Raw genomic sequence first — 14,960 nt, forward strand, 5'->3', positions numbered from 1 at the left:
TCGTGGTGAGGGGTCAGACGAGGATGCCGCGGTCGGTGGGACGGATCGGAGACGGCAACTGCGTCTCCCCTTCAAGATACCGGTCGACGGCCGCAGCCGCTGCACGGCCCTCGGCGATCGCCCAGACGATGAGGGACTGTCCGCGGCCGGCGTCACCGGCGACGAAGACTCCCGCCTGCTCGGTCTGGTACTGCCCGTCGCGCGCGACGTTGCCGCGCCCGTCGAACGGCAGCCCCAGCTGCGAGGACAGATCGTCCTGCTCCGGCCCGGTGAAACCGAGGGCCAGGAGGACCAGGTCGGCGGGGATCTCGCGCTCGGTGCCCGCCTTCGGCACGCGGCGTCCGTCGAGGAACTCGGTCTCGGCCACACGCAGCGCGCGCACCTCGCCGAACTCGTTCGCGAGGAATTCGACGGTCGATGCGAGATATTCGCGCTTGCCGCCCTCCTCATGAGCCGACTGGACCTCGAACAGCGTCGGGGTGGTCGGCCACGGCTGGTTGGACGGGCGCTCCGCCGGCGGCTGCTTGCCGATGGCGAGGTTGGTGACGCTCGCAGCGCCCTGACGGTGGGCCGTGCCGATGCAGTCGGCGCCGGTGTCGCCGCCGCCGAGGACGACGACGTGCTTGCCGTCCGCTGTGATCTGGCCGGCGACCTGGTCGCCCGCGCCCGCCTTGTTCTGCTGCACCAGGTACTCCATGGCGAAGTGCACACCGGCGAGCTCGCGGCCCGGGATGGGCAGGTCGCGCGGCACCATCGCGCCGGTCGCGACGACGACCGCGTCGTACCGGGCGCGCAGGTCGTCCCAGGTGATGTCGACGCCGATGTTGACGCCCGCGCGGAAGCGGGTGCCCTCGGCCATCATCTGGTTGAGGCGCGCCTCGAGGTGCTTCTTCTCCATCTTGAAGTCGGGAATGCCGTAGCGCAGCAGGCCGCCGATGCGGTCGTCGCGCTCGTACACGGCGACCGTGTGGCCGGCGCGGGTGAGCTGCTGGGCGGCGGCGAGCCCGGCGGGGCCGGAGCCGACGACGGCGACCGTCTTGCCGGTCAGGCGCTCCGGCGGGTGCGGCTGCACCCAGCCGTTCTGCCACGCCTGGTCGATGATCGAGACCTCGACCTGCTTGATCGTGACGGCCGGCTGGTTGATGCCGAGCACGCACGACGACTCGCAGGGCGCCGGGCAGAGCCGGCCCGTGAACTCGGGGAAGTTGTTGGTCGCGTGCAGGCGGTCGATCGCCTGGCGGCCCTCCCCGCGCCACATCAGGTCGTTCCACTCCGGGATGAGGTTGCCCAGCGGGCAGCCGGAGTGGCAGAACGGCACGCCGCAGTCCATGCAGCGGCCCGCCTGCCGGCGCAACTGCGCCGGGTCCTGCGCCTCGTAGACCTCTTTCCAGTCCATGAGCCGCACGGAGACGGGGCGGCGCTTCGGCAGCTCCCGCTCGGTCGTCTTCAGAAAGCCTTTAGGGTCAGCCACCGGTCACCTCCAAGATTCGGTTCCATACGATGTCGCCGTCGGGGTCCAGCCCCTCGTCGACGGCCTCCTGCCGCATCTGCAGCACCGCCGCGTAGTCGCGCGGGAGCACCTTCACGAACTTCGCCACCGTGGCGTCGAAGTCCTCCAGCAGACGGGTGGCGAGCGCCGATCCCGTCTCCGCCACGTGCCGCTCGAGCAAGTCGCGCACGATCTCGATGTCGGCGCTGCCGAGCGGGAGGAGCTCCAGCTCGCCGCTCGCGAGCGATTCGCGGTTCACGCGCTCCGGCTTCAGGTCGTAGACGTACGCCGTGCCGCCGGACATGCCGGCGCCCAGGTTGCGCCCGGTTCCGCCGAGGATGACGGCGAGCCCGCCGGTCATGTACTCCAGCGCGTGGTCGCCCACGCCCTCGACGACCGCGGTCGCGCCCGAGTTGCGCACCAGGAAGCGCTCGCCCACGATGCCGCGGATGAACATGCTGCCCTGCGTCGCGCCGTACCCGATGACGTTGCCCGCGATGACGTTGCGCTCCGCCGGGAACACGCTGTCCCGCGGCGGGCGGACGACGATCTGGCCGCCCGAGAGCCCCTTGCCGACATAGTCGTTGGAGTCGCCCTCCAGGCGCAGCGTGATGCCCGCCGGGAGGAAGGCGCCGAGCGACTGGCCGGCCGAACCGGTCAGCGTGATGTCGATCGAACCGGCGGGAAGGCCGTTCTCGCCGTGGCGGACGGTCACCTCGTGGCCCAGCATGGTGCCGACGGCGCGCTCGGTGTTGCGGATGGGCAGCGACAGCTCCAGCGTGCCGCCGTCGGCCAGCACGTCCTGCGCCGCCTCGATCAGCTGCACGTCGAAGTGGTGCTCCAGCTCGTGGTCCTGCTCGCGGCCGTTCTTGCGCGGCGCCTCCGGTCCGAACTGCGGGCCGTGCAGGATGGGCGACAGGTCGAGGCCGGACGCCTTCCAGTGCTCGATGGCGCGGTCCACGTCCAGGAGCTCGGCGTGGCCGATCGCCTCGTCGAGCGAGCGGAAGCCGAGGGACGCCAGGTACTCGCGCACCTCCTCCGCGATGAACTCGAAGAAGTTGACCACGAACTCCGGCTTGCCCGAGAACCGCGAGCGCAGCTCCGGGTTCTGCGTGGCGACGCCGACCGGGCAGGTGTCGAGGTGGCAGACGCGCATCATGATGCAGCCGGAGACGACCAGCGGCGCTGTCGCGAAGCCGAACTCCTCGGCCCCGAGCAGGGCGCCGACGATGACGTCGCGGCCGGTCTTCAGCTGACCGTCGACCTGCACGACGACGCGCTCGCGCATGCCGTTCAGCATCAGGGTCTGCTGCGTCTCGGCGAGGCCGAGCTCCCACGGCGTGCCCGCGTGCTTGAGCGAGTTGACCGGGGACGCTCCCGTGCCGCCGTCGTGGCCGGAGACCAGGATGACGTCGGCCAGCGCCTTCGCCGTGCCCGCCGCGACCGCGCCGATGCCCGACTCGGAGACGAGCTTGACGTGGACCCGGGCGCCCGGGTTGGCGCGCTTGAGGTCGAAGATCAGCTGCTTCAGGTCCTCGATCGAGTAGATGTCGTGGTGCGGCGGCGGCGAGATGAGGCCGACGCCGGCGGTCGCGTGCCGGGTGCGCGCGACCCACGGGTACACCTTCGTCGGAGGCAGCTGGCCGCCCTCGCCGGGCTTCGCGCCCTGCGCGAGCTTGATCTGGATGTCGTCCGCGTGCGTCAAGTACATCGACGTGACGCCGAAGCGGCCGGACGCGACCTGCTTGATCGCGCTGCGGCGCTCCGGGTCGAGCAGGCGGTCGAGGTCTTCGCCGCCCTCACCGGTGTTCGACTTCGCGCCGAGCCGGTTCATGGCGATCGCAAGCGTCTCGTGCGCCTCCTTCGAGATGGAGCCGTAGCTCATCGCGCCGGTGGAGAACCGCTTGACGATGGACGAGACGGGCTCGACCTCCTCGATCGGCACCGGCGGGCGCTCGCCCTCCTTGAGGGAGAACATCCCGCGCAGGGTCATCAGCGACTCGGACTGGTCGTCGACGAGCTGTGTGTACTCGCGGAACACGTCATACCGGCGCGTGCGCGTGGAGTGCTGCAGGCGGAACACCGTCTCCGGGTTGAAGAGGTGCGGCGAGCCGTCGCGGCGCCACTGGTACTCGCCGCCCGTCGCCAGCCGCTCGTGCGCGAGCGCCGCACCCTCGGACGGGTACGCGCTGTCGTGCCGGGCCAGGTTCTCGGCGGCGATGACGTCGATCCCGACGCCGCCGAGCTTACTCGTGGTGCCGGTGAAGTACTGGTCCACGAACTCCTGCGACAGGCCGACGGCCTCGAACGCCTGCGCTCCCGCGTAGGACGACACGGTCGAGATGCCCATCTTGGACATGATCTTCAGCACGCCCTTGCCGAGCGCCTTGATGACGTTCTTGACCGCCTTCTCGGGGCTGACGCCGCTGATCATGCCGCTGCGGACCAGCTCCTCGCAGGTCTCCATCGCCAGGTACGGGTTGATCGCCGAGGCGCCGTAGCCGATGAGCAGCGCGACATGGTGCACCTCGCGCACGTCGCCCGCCTCCACGATCAGGCCCGCCTTCATGCGGGTCTCCGACCGGATGAGGTGGTGGTGCACCGCGGCGAGCATGAGCAGCGACGGGATGGGCGCGAGGTCCTTCGTGGAGTCGCGGTCGCTCAGCACGATGAACTGCGCGCCGTTCGCGATCGCCTCGTCGACCTCGTCGCACATCTCGGCCAGCCGGCGCTCGAGCGCGTCGGGACCGGCGTCGGAGCGGTACAGGCCCCGCACGGTCGTGGTGAGCGTGCTGCCCGGGCGCGGGTCGATGTGCTGGATCTTGGCCAGCTCGTCGTTGTCGATCACCGGGAAGTCGAGCACGACCTGACGCGCGTGCTCCGGACCTGCGGTGAGGAGGTTGCGCTCCGGGCCGAGGCCGAGCTTCAGCGAGGTGACGACCTCCTCGCGGATCGAGTCCAGCGGCGGGTTCGTGACCTGTGCGAACTGCTGCGTGAAGTAGTCGAACAGCAGGCGCGGGCGCTCGGAGAGCACCGCGACCGGCGTGTCCGAGCCCATCGCGCCCAGCGGCTCTGCACCGGTGGTCGCCATCGGCTTCAGGAGGATTCGGACCTCCTCCTCGGTGTAGCCGAACGTGCGCTGCCGGCGCACGATCGACGCCGGGGTGTGGACGATGTGCTCGCGCTCCGGGAGGTCCTTCAGGTTGATCCGGCCCTCGTCCAGCCACTCGCCGTACGGCGCGGCGGCGGCGAGCTCGGACTTGATCTCCTCGTCCTCGATGAGACGGCCGGCGACCGTGTCCACGAGGAACATGCGGCCCGGGCGCAGGCGGCCCTTGCGCACGACGCGGCTCGGCTCGATGTCGAGCACGCCGATCTCGGAGGCGAGCACCACGAGGCCGTCGTTGGTGACGACGTAGCGCCCGGGGCGGAGGCCGTTGCGGTCGAGCGTCGCGCCGACGAGGGAGCCGTCGGTGAAGACGATCGCGGCGGGGCCGTCCCACGGCTCCATGAGCATCGAGTGGTACTCGTAGAACGCGCGGCGCACCGGGTCGATCTCGGTCTGGTTCTCCCACGCCTCCGGCACCATCATCATGACGGCGTGCGGCAGCGGGCGGCCGCTGAGCGAGATGAGCTCCACGACCTCGTCGAACGAGGCGGAGTCGGACGCGCCGGGCGTCACGACCGGGAAGATCGGGCGCAGGTCGCCGAGCAGTTCGCTCTCGAGCTGCGACTGGCGGGCGCGCATCCAGTTGCGGTTGCCCTGCACCGTGTTGATCTCGCCGTTGTGCGCGATCATCCGGAACGGCTGCGCCAGCGGCCACGACGGGAAGGTGTTCGTGGAGTAGCGCGAGTGGACCAGCGCCAGCTTGGACGCGAAGCGCTCGTCCGACAGGTCGGGGTAGAACGGCTCCAGCTGGAGGGTCGTCACCATGCCCTTGTAGACCAGGGTGCGGCTCGACAGCGACGAGAAGTACAGGTCGAGCTCGCGCTCGGCGCGCTTGCGCAGGAAGAACGTCTGGCGGTCGACGGCGATCCCGGAGACCTGCTCGCCGTTCTCGTCCACGCGGGTGGAGGCGACGAACAGCTGTTCGATGACCGGCATGGCCTGGCGGGCCAGCGTGCCCAGCTCCTCCGGGCGAACCGGGACGGAACGCCAGCCGAGGACGGTCAGCTCGTGCTCTCCGGCGATGGCCTCGAGGGCGGCCTTGATCTCGGCGCGCGTCTGCTCGTCGCTCGGCAGGAACGCGTTGCCGACGGCGTAGCGGCCGGCGGCGGGCAGCTCGAAGTCGACCACGGCGCGCAGGAACGCGTCCGGCACCTGGGTGATGATGCCCGCGCCGTCGCCGGTGCCGGCGTCGGAGCCGACCGCACCGCGGTGCTCCAGGTGGCGCAGCGCCTCGAGCGCGGCGTCGATGATGTCGTGCCCGGCCGTGCCGCGGAGGGTGGCGACCATGGCGAGGCCACAGGCGTCCTTCTCGTGGGCAGGGTCGTACAGGCCCTGGGGGCCTGGCACGGTCCCGAAGCGGGAATGGGGAGGCGTGAGCGCCATCTGTCGACCGTCCTCACAGTGTCGTGGATGTGGGGATGTGGAATGCGGGGACGCCTTCGGCCCGTGCTGGGAGGGGTTCCGCCGCTCCGCCCGATCCGGGTGCGATCGGGCTGTTCGGTGCGGTCAGTGCGTGGGATCGCCTCGACGGTTACTTCGTGCCGTCGGAATTCATCCGTTCGTGGGGCTTGTGGCCTTGGCCGAAGCGGACCCGGCAGGTGCACCGTCTACGTCGGCGGCGCCCTCGTCGTCCAGGTCCGTGTCGTCCGAGTCTACCTCAGCATCGGGACGCACCCATTCACGACCCGGCCGGTACGGGCTGGGCTCGAGTCCGGGGTGACGACGGGACTGCACGAGGAAGACGATCAGACCGAGCACGACCGCGGCGAACGCGGCCCACACGTTGGTCGGGATGCCGAGGAACGAGAACTCGCTCGGGTCGATGCGGATGGACTCCAGGTAGGAGCGGCCGAGGCCGTACCAGACGAGGTAGACCGCGAACAGCTTGCCCCACTGGAGGTGCCACTTGCGCTCGATGAGCACCAGCACCACGACGCCGATGACGTTCCAGATGATCTCGTAGAGGAACAGCGGCTGGAACAGCGTGTTGTCCGGGAGCCCGACCGGGATCGCCTTGTTGGTCGAGTCGATCTCGAGGCCCCATTGCAGGTTGGTCGGCAGTCCGAACAGCTCCTGGTTGAACCAGTTGCCGAGGCGGCCGATCGCCTGCGCGAGCAGGAGGGCCGGGGCCAGGGCGTCGGCGAAGGTCCAGAACCGGATGCCGGTCCAGCGGCAGCCGATCCAGGCGCCGACCGCGCCGCCGAGCAGCGAGCCGAAGATGGCGTTGCCGCCCTCCCAGATCGCGAAGACCTTCCACGGGTCGGCACCCGGGTAGAAGTAGTCGCCCGGGTGGGTGAACACGTGGTACAGCCGCGCGCCGATGATGCCGAGCACCACGACCGGGATGAGGATGTCGAGCACCACGCCCGGCTCCGCACCGCGCTTGGTGAGGCGGCGCGAGGTCCAGATCGCGGCGACGACGATACCGATGAGGATCATGATCGCGTACGTCTGGATGCGCCAGTGGAGCCCGAAGATGTCGATCGGGATCTGCTGCCACTCCGGCCCGGGGCTGGGGATGCTGGCGTACCAGCTGCTCATGGTCAGGGTCACCCGAGAACTGCCTTTCGATCAGGTTGGATGCGGCACGACGCGGCGCGCTGCGACATTAGTTTAGGACGCGGTCAGCCGCGCTCCGTGCCGCGGGCCAGAGCAGCGGCCACGCGGCCCGCCTCGGCCACGCCGCCGTCGCCCAGCGCCTTGACCAGCGCCGAGCCGACGATCGCGCCGTCGGCGTACTCCAGCACCTCGGCCACCTGAGCGGCCGTGGAGATGCCGAGGCCGACGCACGTGCTGGTGGCGCCCGCCTCGCGGAGGCGGCCGACGAGCGTGCGGGCCGCCGCGTCCACGTCGCTGCGTGCGCCGGTGATGCCCATGGTCGAGACGGCGTAGACGAAGCCGCGGCTGGCATCCACGGCCTGCTTGAGGCGCGCGTCGGTCGAGCTGGGCGCGGCGAGGAAGACGCGGTCCAGGCCGACGCGGTCGGAGGCGGCGAGCCAGTCGGCGCCCTCGTCCGGGATGAGGTCGGGCGTGATGAGCCCGGCTCCCCCGGCGTCGGCCAGGTCGTCGGCGAAGCGGTCGACGCCGTACTGCAGCACCGGGTTCCAGTACGTCATGACGAGCACCGGGATGTCGACCTGCGCCGTGATCTCGCGGACGGCCGTGAAGCCATCGCGGAGGCGGAATCCGGCGCTGAGCGCCTGCTGGGTCGCCGCCTGGATGACCGTGCCGTCCATGACCGGGTCGGAGTACGGCAGGCCGAGCTCGATGACGTCGACGCCGTTCTGCGCCAGGGCGACCGCGGCGTCCACGCTGGTGCGGAGATCGGGGAAGCCCGCCGGCAGGTAGCCGACCAGAGCACCGGCCGCCTCGTCGTTGCGCCGCGCGATCGTGTCGGCGACCCGGCTCACCGCGACTCCGCTCACGACTGCACCGCGCTCTCGTCGATGAGGTCGAAGTAGCGGCCCGCGGTCTCCATGTCCTTGTCGCCGCGCCCGCTGAGGTTCACCAGGATGAGACCGCCGGGGCCCAGCTCGCGCCCGAGCGCCAGCGCGCCGGCGAGGGCGTGCGAGGACTCGATCGCCGGGATGATGCCCTCGGTGCGGCTGAGCAGGCGCAGTGCCTCCATCGCGTCCGCGTCGGAGACCGGCAGGTACTCGGCGCGGCCGATCTTCGCGAGCCACGCGTGCTCCGGACCGACGCCCGGGTAGTCGAGGCCCGCCGAGATGGAGTGCGACTCGATGGTCTGGCCGTCCTCGTCCTGCAGCAGCATGGAGCGCGCGCCGTGCAGCACGCCCGGGCGGCCCTTCGTGATCGTGGCCGCGTGGCGCGGGGTGTCCGCACCCTCGCCGCCGGCCTCGTAGCCGATCAGCCGCACGTCTTCGTCGTCGAGGAACGCGTGGAAGATGCCCATCGCGTTCGACCCGCCGCCGACGCACGCGGCGACCGCGTCCGGGAGCCGGCCGGTCAGCGCGAGCACCTGCTCCCGCGCCTCCTCGCCGATGATCTTCTGCAGGTCGCGGACCATCGCCGGGAAGGGATGCGGCCCCGCGACGGTGCCGAAGATGTAGTTGGTGTGCTCGACGTTGGTGACCCAGTCGCGCATCGCGTCGTTGATCGCGTCCTTCAGGGTGCGCGAGCCGGTCTTGACGGCCACGACCTCGGCGCCGAGCAGGCGCATCCGGGCGACGTTGAGCGCCTGGCGCTCGGTGTCGACCTCGCCCATGTAGATGGTGCACTCGAGGCCGAACAGCGCGGCGGCGGTCGCGGTGGCGACGCCGTGCTGGCCGGCGCCGGTCTCGGCGATCACGCGGGTCTTGCCGATGCGCTTGGTCAGAATGGCCTGGCCCAGCACGTTGTTGATCTTGTGCGAGCCGGTGTGGTTGAGGTCCTCGCGCTTCAGGATGATGCGCGCGCCGCCGGCGTGCTCGGCGAACCGCGGAACCTCGGTGATGATCGACGGACGGCCCGTGTAGGTGCGGTGCAGCTCGTCCAGCTCGGCGTGGAACGCGGGATCGGCCTTCGCCTCCTCCCACGCCGCCGACAGCTCGTCGAGCGCTGCGACCAGCGACTCGGGGACGAACCGCCCGCCGAAGTCGCCGAAGTACGGACCCTGCTCAGTGCGGAGGGACATCAGACTCCCAGGAACTCTTCGAGCGTGGCGACGGGGTCGCTCGTCACGAGCGCCTCGCCGACGAGCACCACATCGGCGCCCGCCGCCCGATAGTGCGCGACGTCGTCGGCCGACTTCACGGCCGACTCCGCCACGCGGATGACGCCGGACGGGATGCGGTCGGCCAGGCGGCCGAACAGGTCCCGATCCAGCTCGAACGTGGTGAGGTCGCGGGCGTTCACGCCCACGAGGCCGGCGCCCGTGTCGAGCGCGCGGCTGAGCTCGTCGGCCGAGTGCGCCTCCACGAGGGAGGTCATGCCGAGCTCGGTGATCAGCTCGTGGAGCTCGACCAGCTGCTTCTGCTCCAGCGCCGCGACGATCAGCAGCACCAGGTCGGCGCCCGCAGCACGGGCCTCGAACACCTGGTACGGATCGGCGACGAACTCCTTGCGCAGCACCGGGATGGACACCGCGTCGCGCACGGCCTCCAGGTCGGCGAGCGAGCCGTGGAACTTCCGCTCCTCGGTCAGCACGCTGATCGCGCTGGCGCCGCCGGTCTCGTACGAGACGGCGAGGGCGGCCGGGTCGGGGATGGCGGCGAGCGATCCGCGCGACGGGCTCGCGCGCTTCACCTCGGCGATGATCTTGACGCGCTCCGCCGGGGCGAGCGCCGCCAGGGCGTCGAGCGCGGCCGGGCGGGCCAGCGCGGCGGCCTCCACCTCGGCGAGCGGACGCTCGGAGCGCCGCCGGTCAGCGTCTTCCAGCGCGCCGGCGACGAGGTCGGCGAGCACGGATCAGTGGCCCTTCGGGGTGTACTTGGAGCCGCCCACTCCGTAGCCCGCGCGCTTCATGACCCAGCCCACGATGAGGCCGATCACGGCGAGTCCCGCCGCTGCCCAGACGATGATCGGGGCGTCGAAGAAGAACGCGATCGCGCCGATGGTGAAGGCGACCAGCATGATGATCACGGCCGTCCACGCCGCCGGCGAGTGACCGTGGCCTGGTTCGACTGACTCGCTGCTCATGGGACTCCTGCACGTCGGGTGCGCGCCGCCGGGCGCGCACGGGGGATGGAACGCACCCAGTCTAGTGGCTCAGCGCGTGGGGTCGTCGCCGCGCGTCAGCTCGTCCCAGCTGTCGATGGCGGTGTCGCGGTCGAGGGTCTGCGGGCCCTCGGGCGTGTCGTCGGCGGCGTCCGCGGCGGCGCTGCCGTCCTCTGCGGCCTCGGCCACGACCTCCTCGGCCGGTCGGCCGTCCTCCCCCGCGAACCGGGTCTGGTACTTGCGCGACGGTCCGGGCCAGACGCGTGAGAACACGATGACGGCCGCGCTCGCGAGCACGATCACGGCACCGGCGACGATGGCGAGCCACGGCCAGAACTGCGTCTCGACCGAGTGGACGAGATGGCGGACGGAGGCGTCGCCGGCCACGCCTGTCGCGGAGGTGATGGCCGACGCGGAGGCGCGCACCGCATCCGACACCGCGGTGATCGCCGAGACGAGGACCGAGACCCCCAGCAGGATGCCCAGCAGCGCGAGCACGATCCGGAACACCGGCCCCGCGATCGCCAGCGCTGCCGTCAGCGCGAGGCCCGCGAGCGCGAGCGCGGTGAGCGCCGGAGCGGCCACGGACCCGGCCACGCTGATCGTGGCGGAGTGGTTCGCGGTGTCGGTCAGTCGGATGCTGAACCAGGTCTGCGTCGCGGCGAGCAGGGCCAGGCCGCTCCCCACGACGAGGAGCAGCATCGTCGTGTACTTGACCCTGCGGCCGTTCACAGTACCCGCTTCATCGCGTTCGCCACCGCGACCGCGCGCAGCGGGGCGGCGGCCTTGTTGACGGACTCCTGGAACTCGCTCTCGGGCACCGAGTCGGCGACCAGTCCTCCGCCCGCCTGCACGCGGGCGACGCCGCCGAGGATGGTCGCGGTGCGGATCGCGATTGCGAGGTCAGCGTCCCCGGCGAAGTCGAAGTACCCGATCACGCCGCCGTAGACGCCGCGCTGAGCGGGCTCCAGCTCGTCGATGATGCGCAACGCCATCGGCTTCGGCGCGCCCGACAGCGTCCCCGCCGGGAACGTCGCACGGAACACGTCGATCGCTGTCGCCTCCGGGCGCAGATCTCCCTCGACCGAGGAGACGATGTGCATGATGTGGCTGAACCGCTCGATGCGCATGAACTCCGTCACCTCGACCGTGCCCGCCTCGCACACCTTGAGCAGGTCGTTGCGGGCGAGGTCGACGAGCATCAGGTGCTCGGCGCGCTCCTTGTCGTCCGCGAGCAGGGACGCCTCCAGGTCGAGGTCCTCCTCCGGTGTCGCGCCGCGCGGGCGGGAGCCGGCGATGGGATGGGTGAACGCGCGTCCCTCCTGCACCTTCACCAGCGCCTCGGGCGAGGATCCGACGATCTGGTACGCCTCGCCGTCCGGCTTCTCGAGCGAGAGCAGGTACATGTACGGGCTCGGGTTGAGCGCCCGCAGCACGCGGTAGACGTCGAGCGCGGGCGCGGTGCACTCCAGCTCGAAGCGCTGCGAGATGACGACTTGGAAGATGTCGCCGTCGACGATGCGCTCTTTCGCCGTGACGACGGACGCCAGGAAATCCTCTCGTCGCGTGCGGGAGACGGGCTCGGCCGGCGTGAGGAGGTCGACCTCCGCCAGCCATGCCTCCGACGGCTGCGAGAGCTCGCGCTGCATGCGGTCGAGGCGCGCCTGCGCATCCGCCCACAGGGTGTCGGCGTCGTCGGTGCCGTCGGCCAGGGCGTTGGCGATGAGCTTCACGTAGCCGGAGCGGTGGTCGATCACGACGAGGTCGGCGACGAACGCGAGCGCCTGGCCGGGCACCTCCAGGTCGGCCGGCGGGGCGTCGGGCAGCCGCTCGATCTGGCGGATGGCCTCCCAGCCGATGAACCCGACCAGCCCGCCGGTCAGCGGCGGCAGGCCCGGGATGCGCGGCGTCTGCCAGCGCGCGTGCAGCGCGGCCAATGCCTCCAGCGGGCGCAGCACCGACGCCGTGCCGAGAGCGCGCTCGGCGGAGAGGCCGTAGTCGAGCCAGCGCACGTCGTCCCCCTGCTGCGTGAGCACCCCGAAGGACGCGGCGCCGACGAACGAGAAGCGGGACCAGATCCCGCCCTGCTCGGCCGACTCCAGCAGGAACGTCCCGGCGCGACCGGCTGCGAGCTTGCGGTAGATGCCGACCGGCGTCTCCCCGTCCGCGAACAGCTCGCGGACCACGGGGACCACGCGGTGGTCCGCCACGAGCGCGTCGAATGCCTCGCGCTCGGTGGTGGCGGCGGGCATCCGGATCACAGGTCGGCCGCCTCGATGTCGGGACTCGCGCCCACCTCGGGCTGCAGCACATCCGCATCGAAACAGGTGCGCGTCCCGGTGTGGCAGGCCGCGCCGATCTGGTCGACGGTCACGAGCAGGGTGTCGCCGTCGCAGTCGAGCGCGACGCCCTTCACGTACTGGACGTGGCCGGACGTGTCGCCCTTCCGCCAGTACTCCTGGCGCGAGCGCGACCAGAACGTCACGCGTCCCTCGGTCATGGTGCGGCGGAACGCCTCGGCGTCCATCCACCCCATCATCAGCACCTCGCGCGTGTCGTACTGCTGGATGATCGCGGGCACGAGGCCGGTGTCGGTGAAGCGGATGCGCTCCAGCACCGCCTCGGGCTTCGTGATGTTCGTGGTGTCGCTCATCGTCGGACCTCCATCCCGGCCGCGGCCAGTTCGTCCTTCACCTGATCGATCGTCAATTCGCCCTGGTGGAACACGCTCGCGGCGAGCACCGCGTCCGCTCCCGCCTCGATCGCGGGCACGAAGTCGCCGAGCCTTCCGGCGCCGCCCGACGCGATCACGGGGACCGTGCTCAGCGCGCGCATCTCGCGGATGAGCTCCAGGTCGAAGCCCTCCTTGGTGCCGTCGGCGTCGATGGAGTTGACCAGCAGCTCCCCCGCGCCCAGCTCGATCGCCCGCCGCGCCCACTCGAGCGCGTCGAGGTCGGTCTCGGTGCGGCCGCCGTGCGTGGTGACGACGAACCCGGACGGCGTCGCCGCCGAGCGCTTCACATCCAGGGACAGCACCAGCACCTGGGCGCCGAAGCGCGCGGCGATCTCGGCGATCAGCTCCGGGCGCGCGATGGCGGCCGAGTTGACGCCCACCTTGTCGGCGCCGTGGCCGAGCAGCTTGGCCACATCCTCCGGGCTGCGCACGCCGCCGCCGACGGTGAGCGGGATGAAGACCTGTTCGGCCGTCGCCCGCACCACGTCGTAGGTGGTGGCGCGGTCGTCGACCGTGGCGGTCACATCCAGGAAGGTCAGCTCGTCGGCGCCCTGCTCGAAGTAGCGGGCGGCGAGCTCGACCGGGTCGCCCTGGTCGCGCAGGTTCTGGAAGTTGACGCCCTTCACGACGCGGCCGGCGGCCACATCCAGACAGGGGATGACGCGGACCGAGACGCCCATCAGATCCTCGCGGCGTGGATGGAGGTGACCAGGATGGCGCGCGCGCCCAGTTCGTACAGCGCGTCCATGATGTGGTTGGTCTGGTCGCGCTTGATCATCACCCGGACCGCCACCCAGTCGGGCTCGCCCAGCGGCGACACCGTCGGGGACTCGACGCCCGGCGTGAGGGCGACCGCAGCGTCCAGCAGCGCCACCGGCAGGTTGTAGTCGATGAGCACGTACTGCCGGGCGACCATGACGCCCTGCAGGCGGCGGACCAGCGTGTCGACGCCCGCGGCGCCGGCGGGCGACGAGATGAGCACCGCCTCGGACTCGAGGATGACCGGTCCGAAGATCTCCAGCCCCTGCTTGCGCAGCGTCGAGCCGGTCTCGACCACATCCGCCACCGCGTCCGCGACGCCGAGCCGCACCGCCGACTCCACGGCGCCGTCGAGCTTGATCAGCGACGTGCTGACGCCGTTCTCCCCGAGGAACGCGCCGACCAGGCCGGGATAGCTCGTCGCGACGCGCTTGCCCTCCAGGTCGGCCAGCTCGGTGAAGACCCCTGCAGGCCCGGCGAAACGGAAGGTGGACGCGGCGAAGTCAAGCGCCTCGATCTCGGCGGCCGGCGAGCCGGAGTCGAGCAGCAGGTCGCGGCCGGTGATGCCCACGTCGAGCGCGCCGGAGCCGACGTAGGTCGCGATGTCGCGCGGCCGCAGATAGAAGAACTCGACGCCGTTGCGGGCGTCGGTGACGATGAGCTCCTTGGGGTCGCGGCGGCCGACGTACCCGGCCTCGTGCAGCATCTGCGCCGCGGTCTCGGAGAGGGAACCCTTGTTGGGGACGGCGATCTTCAGCATGTTCGGTCTTTCGTGTCGACGATACGTGGATGGGGGCGAGCCATCACAGATGTCGGTACACGTCGGCCGGGGTCAGGCCCTTCGCGAGGAGCAGGACCTGCAGGTGGTAGAGCAGCTGGGAGGCCTCTTCGGCGAGCGCGTCGTCGGACTCGTACTCGGCGGCCATCCACACCTCGGCGGCCTCCTCGACGATCTTCTTGCCGATGGCGTGCACGCCGGCGTCCAGCTCGCGGACCGTGCCGGAGCCCTCCGGGCGGGTGCGCGCCTTGTCGCTCAGCTCGGCGAAGAGGTCGTCGAAGTTTTTCACCGTTCTAGCGTACTAGCTGGCGGCAGGCGGTCGGCGCGGGAGACGGAGGGAGAGCGTGCCTGACGTTCATGCTACTGTTACGCCTCA

At 70.9% G+C, this 14,960-nt stretch carries 13 protein-coding genes; all 13 read right to left on the minus strand.

Annotation, left to right across the window (positions count from 1 at the left end):
- Positions 1–13 precede the first annotated feature (13 nt).
- Entirely contained in the window at positions 14–1,471 is a 1,458-nt protein-coding gene (locus tag AB0P25_RS17980) for a glutamate synthase subunit beta (RefSeq protein WP_363809173.1), read from the minus strand.
- A complete protein-coding gene (gene gltB, locus AB0P25_RS17985; protein WP_363809174.1) occupies positions 1,464–6,041 on the minus strand; it encodes a glutamate synthase large subunit in 4,578 nt (1,525 codons plus the stop codon). Before gltB ends, AB0P25_RS17980 begins: the two co-directional genes overlap by 8 nt.
- A 168-nt stretch (positions 6,042–6,209) precedes the next feature.
- Complete coding sequence (lgt, locus tag AB0P25_RS17990) at positions 6,210–7,199, minus strand: prolipoprotein diacylglyceryl transferase (protein ID WP_363809346.1); 990 nt, start codon at positions 7,197–7,199, stop codon at positions 6,210–6,212.
- A gap of 83 nt (positions 7,200–7,282) precedes the next feature.
- A complete protein-coding gene (trpA, locus tag AB0P25_RS17995; RefSeq protein ID WP_363809175.1) occupies positions 7,283–8,083 on the minus strand; it encodes a tryptophan synthase subunit alpha in 801 nt (266 codons plus the stop codon).
- Positions 8,080–9,291, minus strand: a complete 1,212-nt coding sequence (gene trpB / locus AB0P25_RS18000; protein ID WP_363809176.1) for a tryptophan synthase subunit beta — start codon at positions 9,289–9,291, stop codon at positions 8,080–8,082. Before trpB ends, trpA begins: the two co-directional genes overlap by 4 nt.
- Positions 9,291–10,061 carry an indole-3-glycerol phosphate synthase TrpC gene (gene trpC / locus AB0P25_RS18005; RefSeq protein ID WP_363809177.1) on the minus strand — a complete coding sequence of 257 codons (771 nt, stop codon included), beginning with the start codon at positions 10,059–10,061 and terminating at the stop codon, positions 9,291–9,293. The genes trpB and trpC overlap by 1 nt, the downstream gene beginning before the upstream one ends.
- Positions 10,062–10,064: 3 nt before the next feature.
- Complete coding sequence (locus tag AB0P25_RS18010; protein ID WP_064109178.1) at positions 10,065–10,295, minus strand: DUF6704 family protein; 231 nt, start codon at positions 10,293–10,295, stop codon at positions 10,065–10,067.
- A 69-nt stretch (positions 10,296–10,364) separates the two neighbouring features.
- Positions 10,365–11,045 (minus strand): Trp biosynthesis-associated membrane protein, encoded by a 681-nt coding sequence (locus AB0P25_RS18015; protein ID WP_363809178.1) that lies wholly within the window; start codon positions 11,043–11,045, stop codon positions 10,365–10,367.
- Positions 11,042–12,565 carry an anthranilate synthase component I gene (locus tag AB0P25_RS18020; RefSeq protein ID WP_363809347.1) on the minus strand — a complete coding sequence of 508 codons (1,524 nt, stop codon included), beginning with the start codon at positions 12,563–12,565 and terminating at the stop codon, positions 11,042–11,044. Before AB0P25_RS18020 ends, AB0P25_RS18015 begins: the two co-directional genes overlap by 4 nt.
- A 5-nt stretch (positions 12,566–12,570) precedes the next feature.
- Positions 12,571–12,966, minus strand: coding sequence for a phosphoribosyl-AMP cyclohydrolase (hisI, locus tag AB0P25_RS18025; RefSeq protein WP_363809180.1), 396 nt, complete (start codon positions 12,964–12,966; stop codon positions 12,571–12,573).
- Complete coding sequence (hisF, locus tag AB0P25_RS18030; RefSeq protein WP_064109181.1) at positions 12,963–13,727, minus strand: imidazole glycerol phosphate synthase subunit HisF; 765 nt, start codon at positions 13,725–13,727, stop codon at positions 12,963–12,965. The genes hisI and hisF overlap by 4 nt, the downstream gene beginning before the upstream one ends.
- Complete coding sequence (gene hisG / locus AB0P25_RS18035) at positions 13,727–14,566, minus strand: ATP phosphoribosyltransferase (protein WP_363809182.1); 840 nt, start codon at positions 14,564–14,566, stop codon at positions 13,727–13,729. The genes hisF and hisG overlap by 1 nt, the downstream gene beginning before the upstream one ends.
- Positions 14,567–14,609: 43 nt before the next feature.
- Positions 14,610–14,873 carry a phosphoribosyl-ATP diphosphatase gene (locus AB0P25_RS18040; RefSeq protein ID WP_363809183.1) on the minus strand — a complete coding sequence of 88 codons (264 nt, stop codon included), beginning with the start codon at positions 14,871–14,873 and terminating at the stop codon, positions 14,610–14,612.
- Between the last annotated feature and the right edge of the window lie 87 nt (positions 14,874–14,960).

It is taken from the genome of Leifsonia sp. NPDC077715 (assembly GCF_040686855.1).
GTDB lineage: Bacteria > Actinomycetota > Actinomycetes > Actinomycetales > Microbacteriaceae > Leifsonia.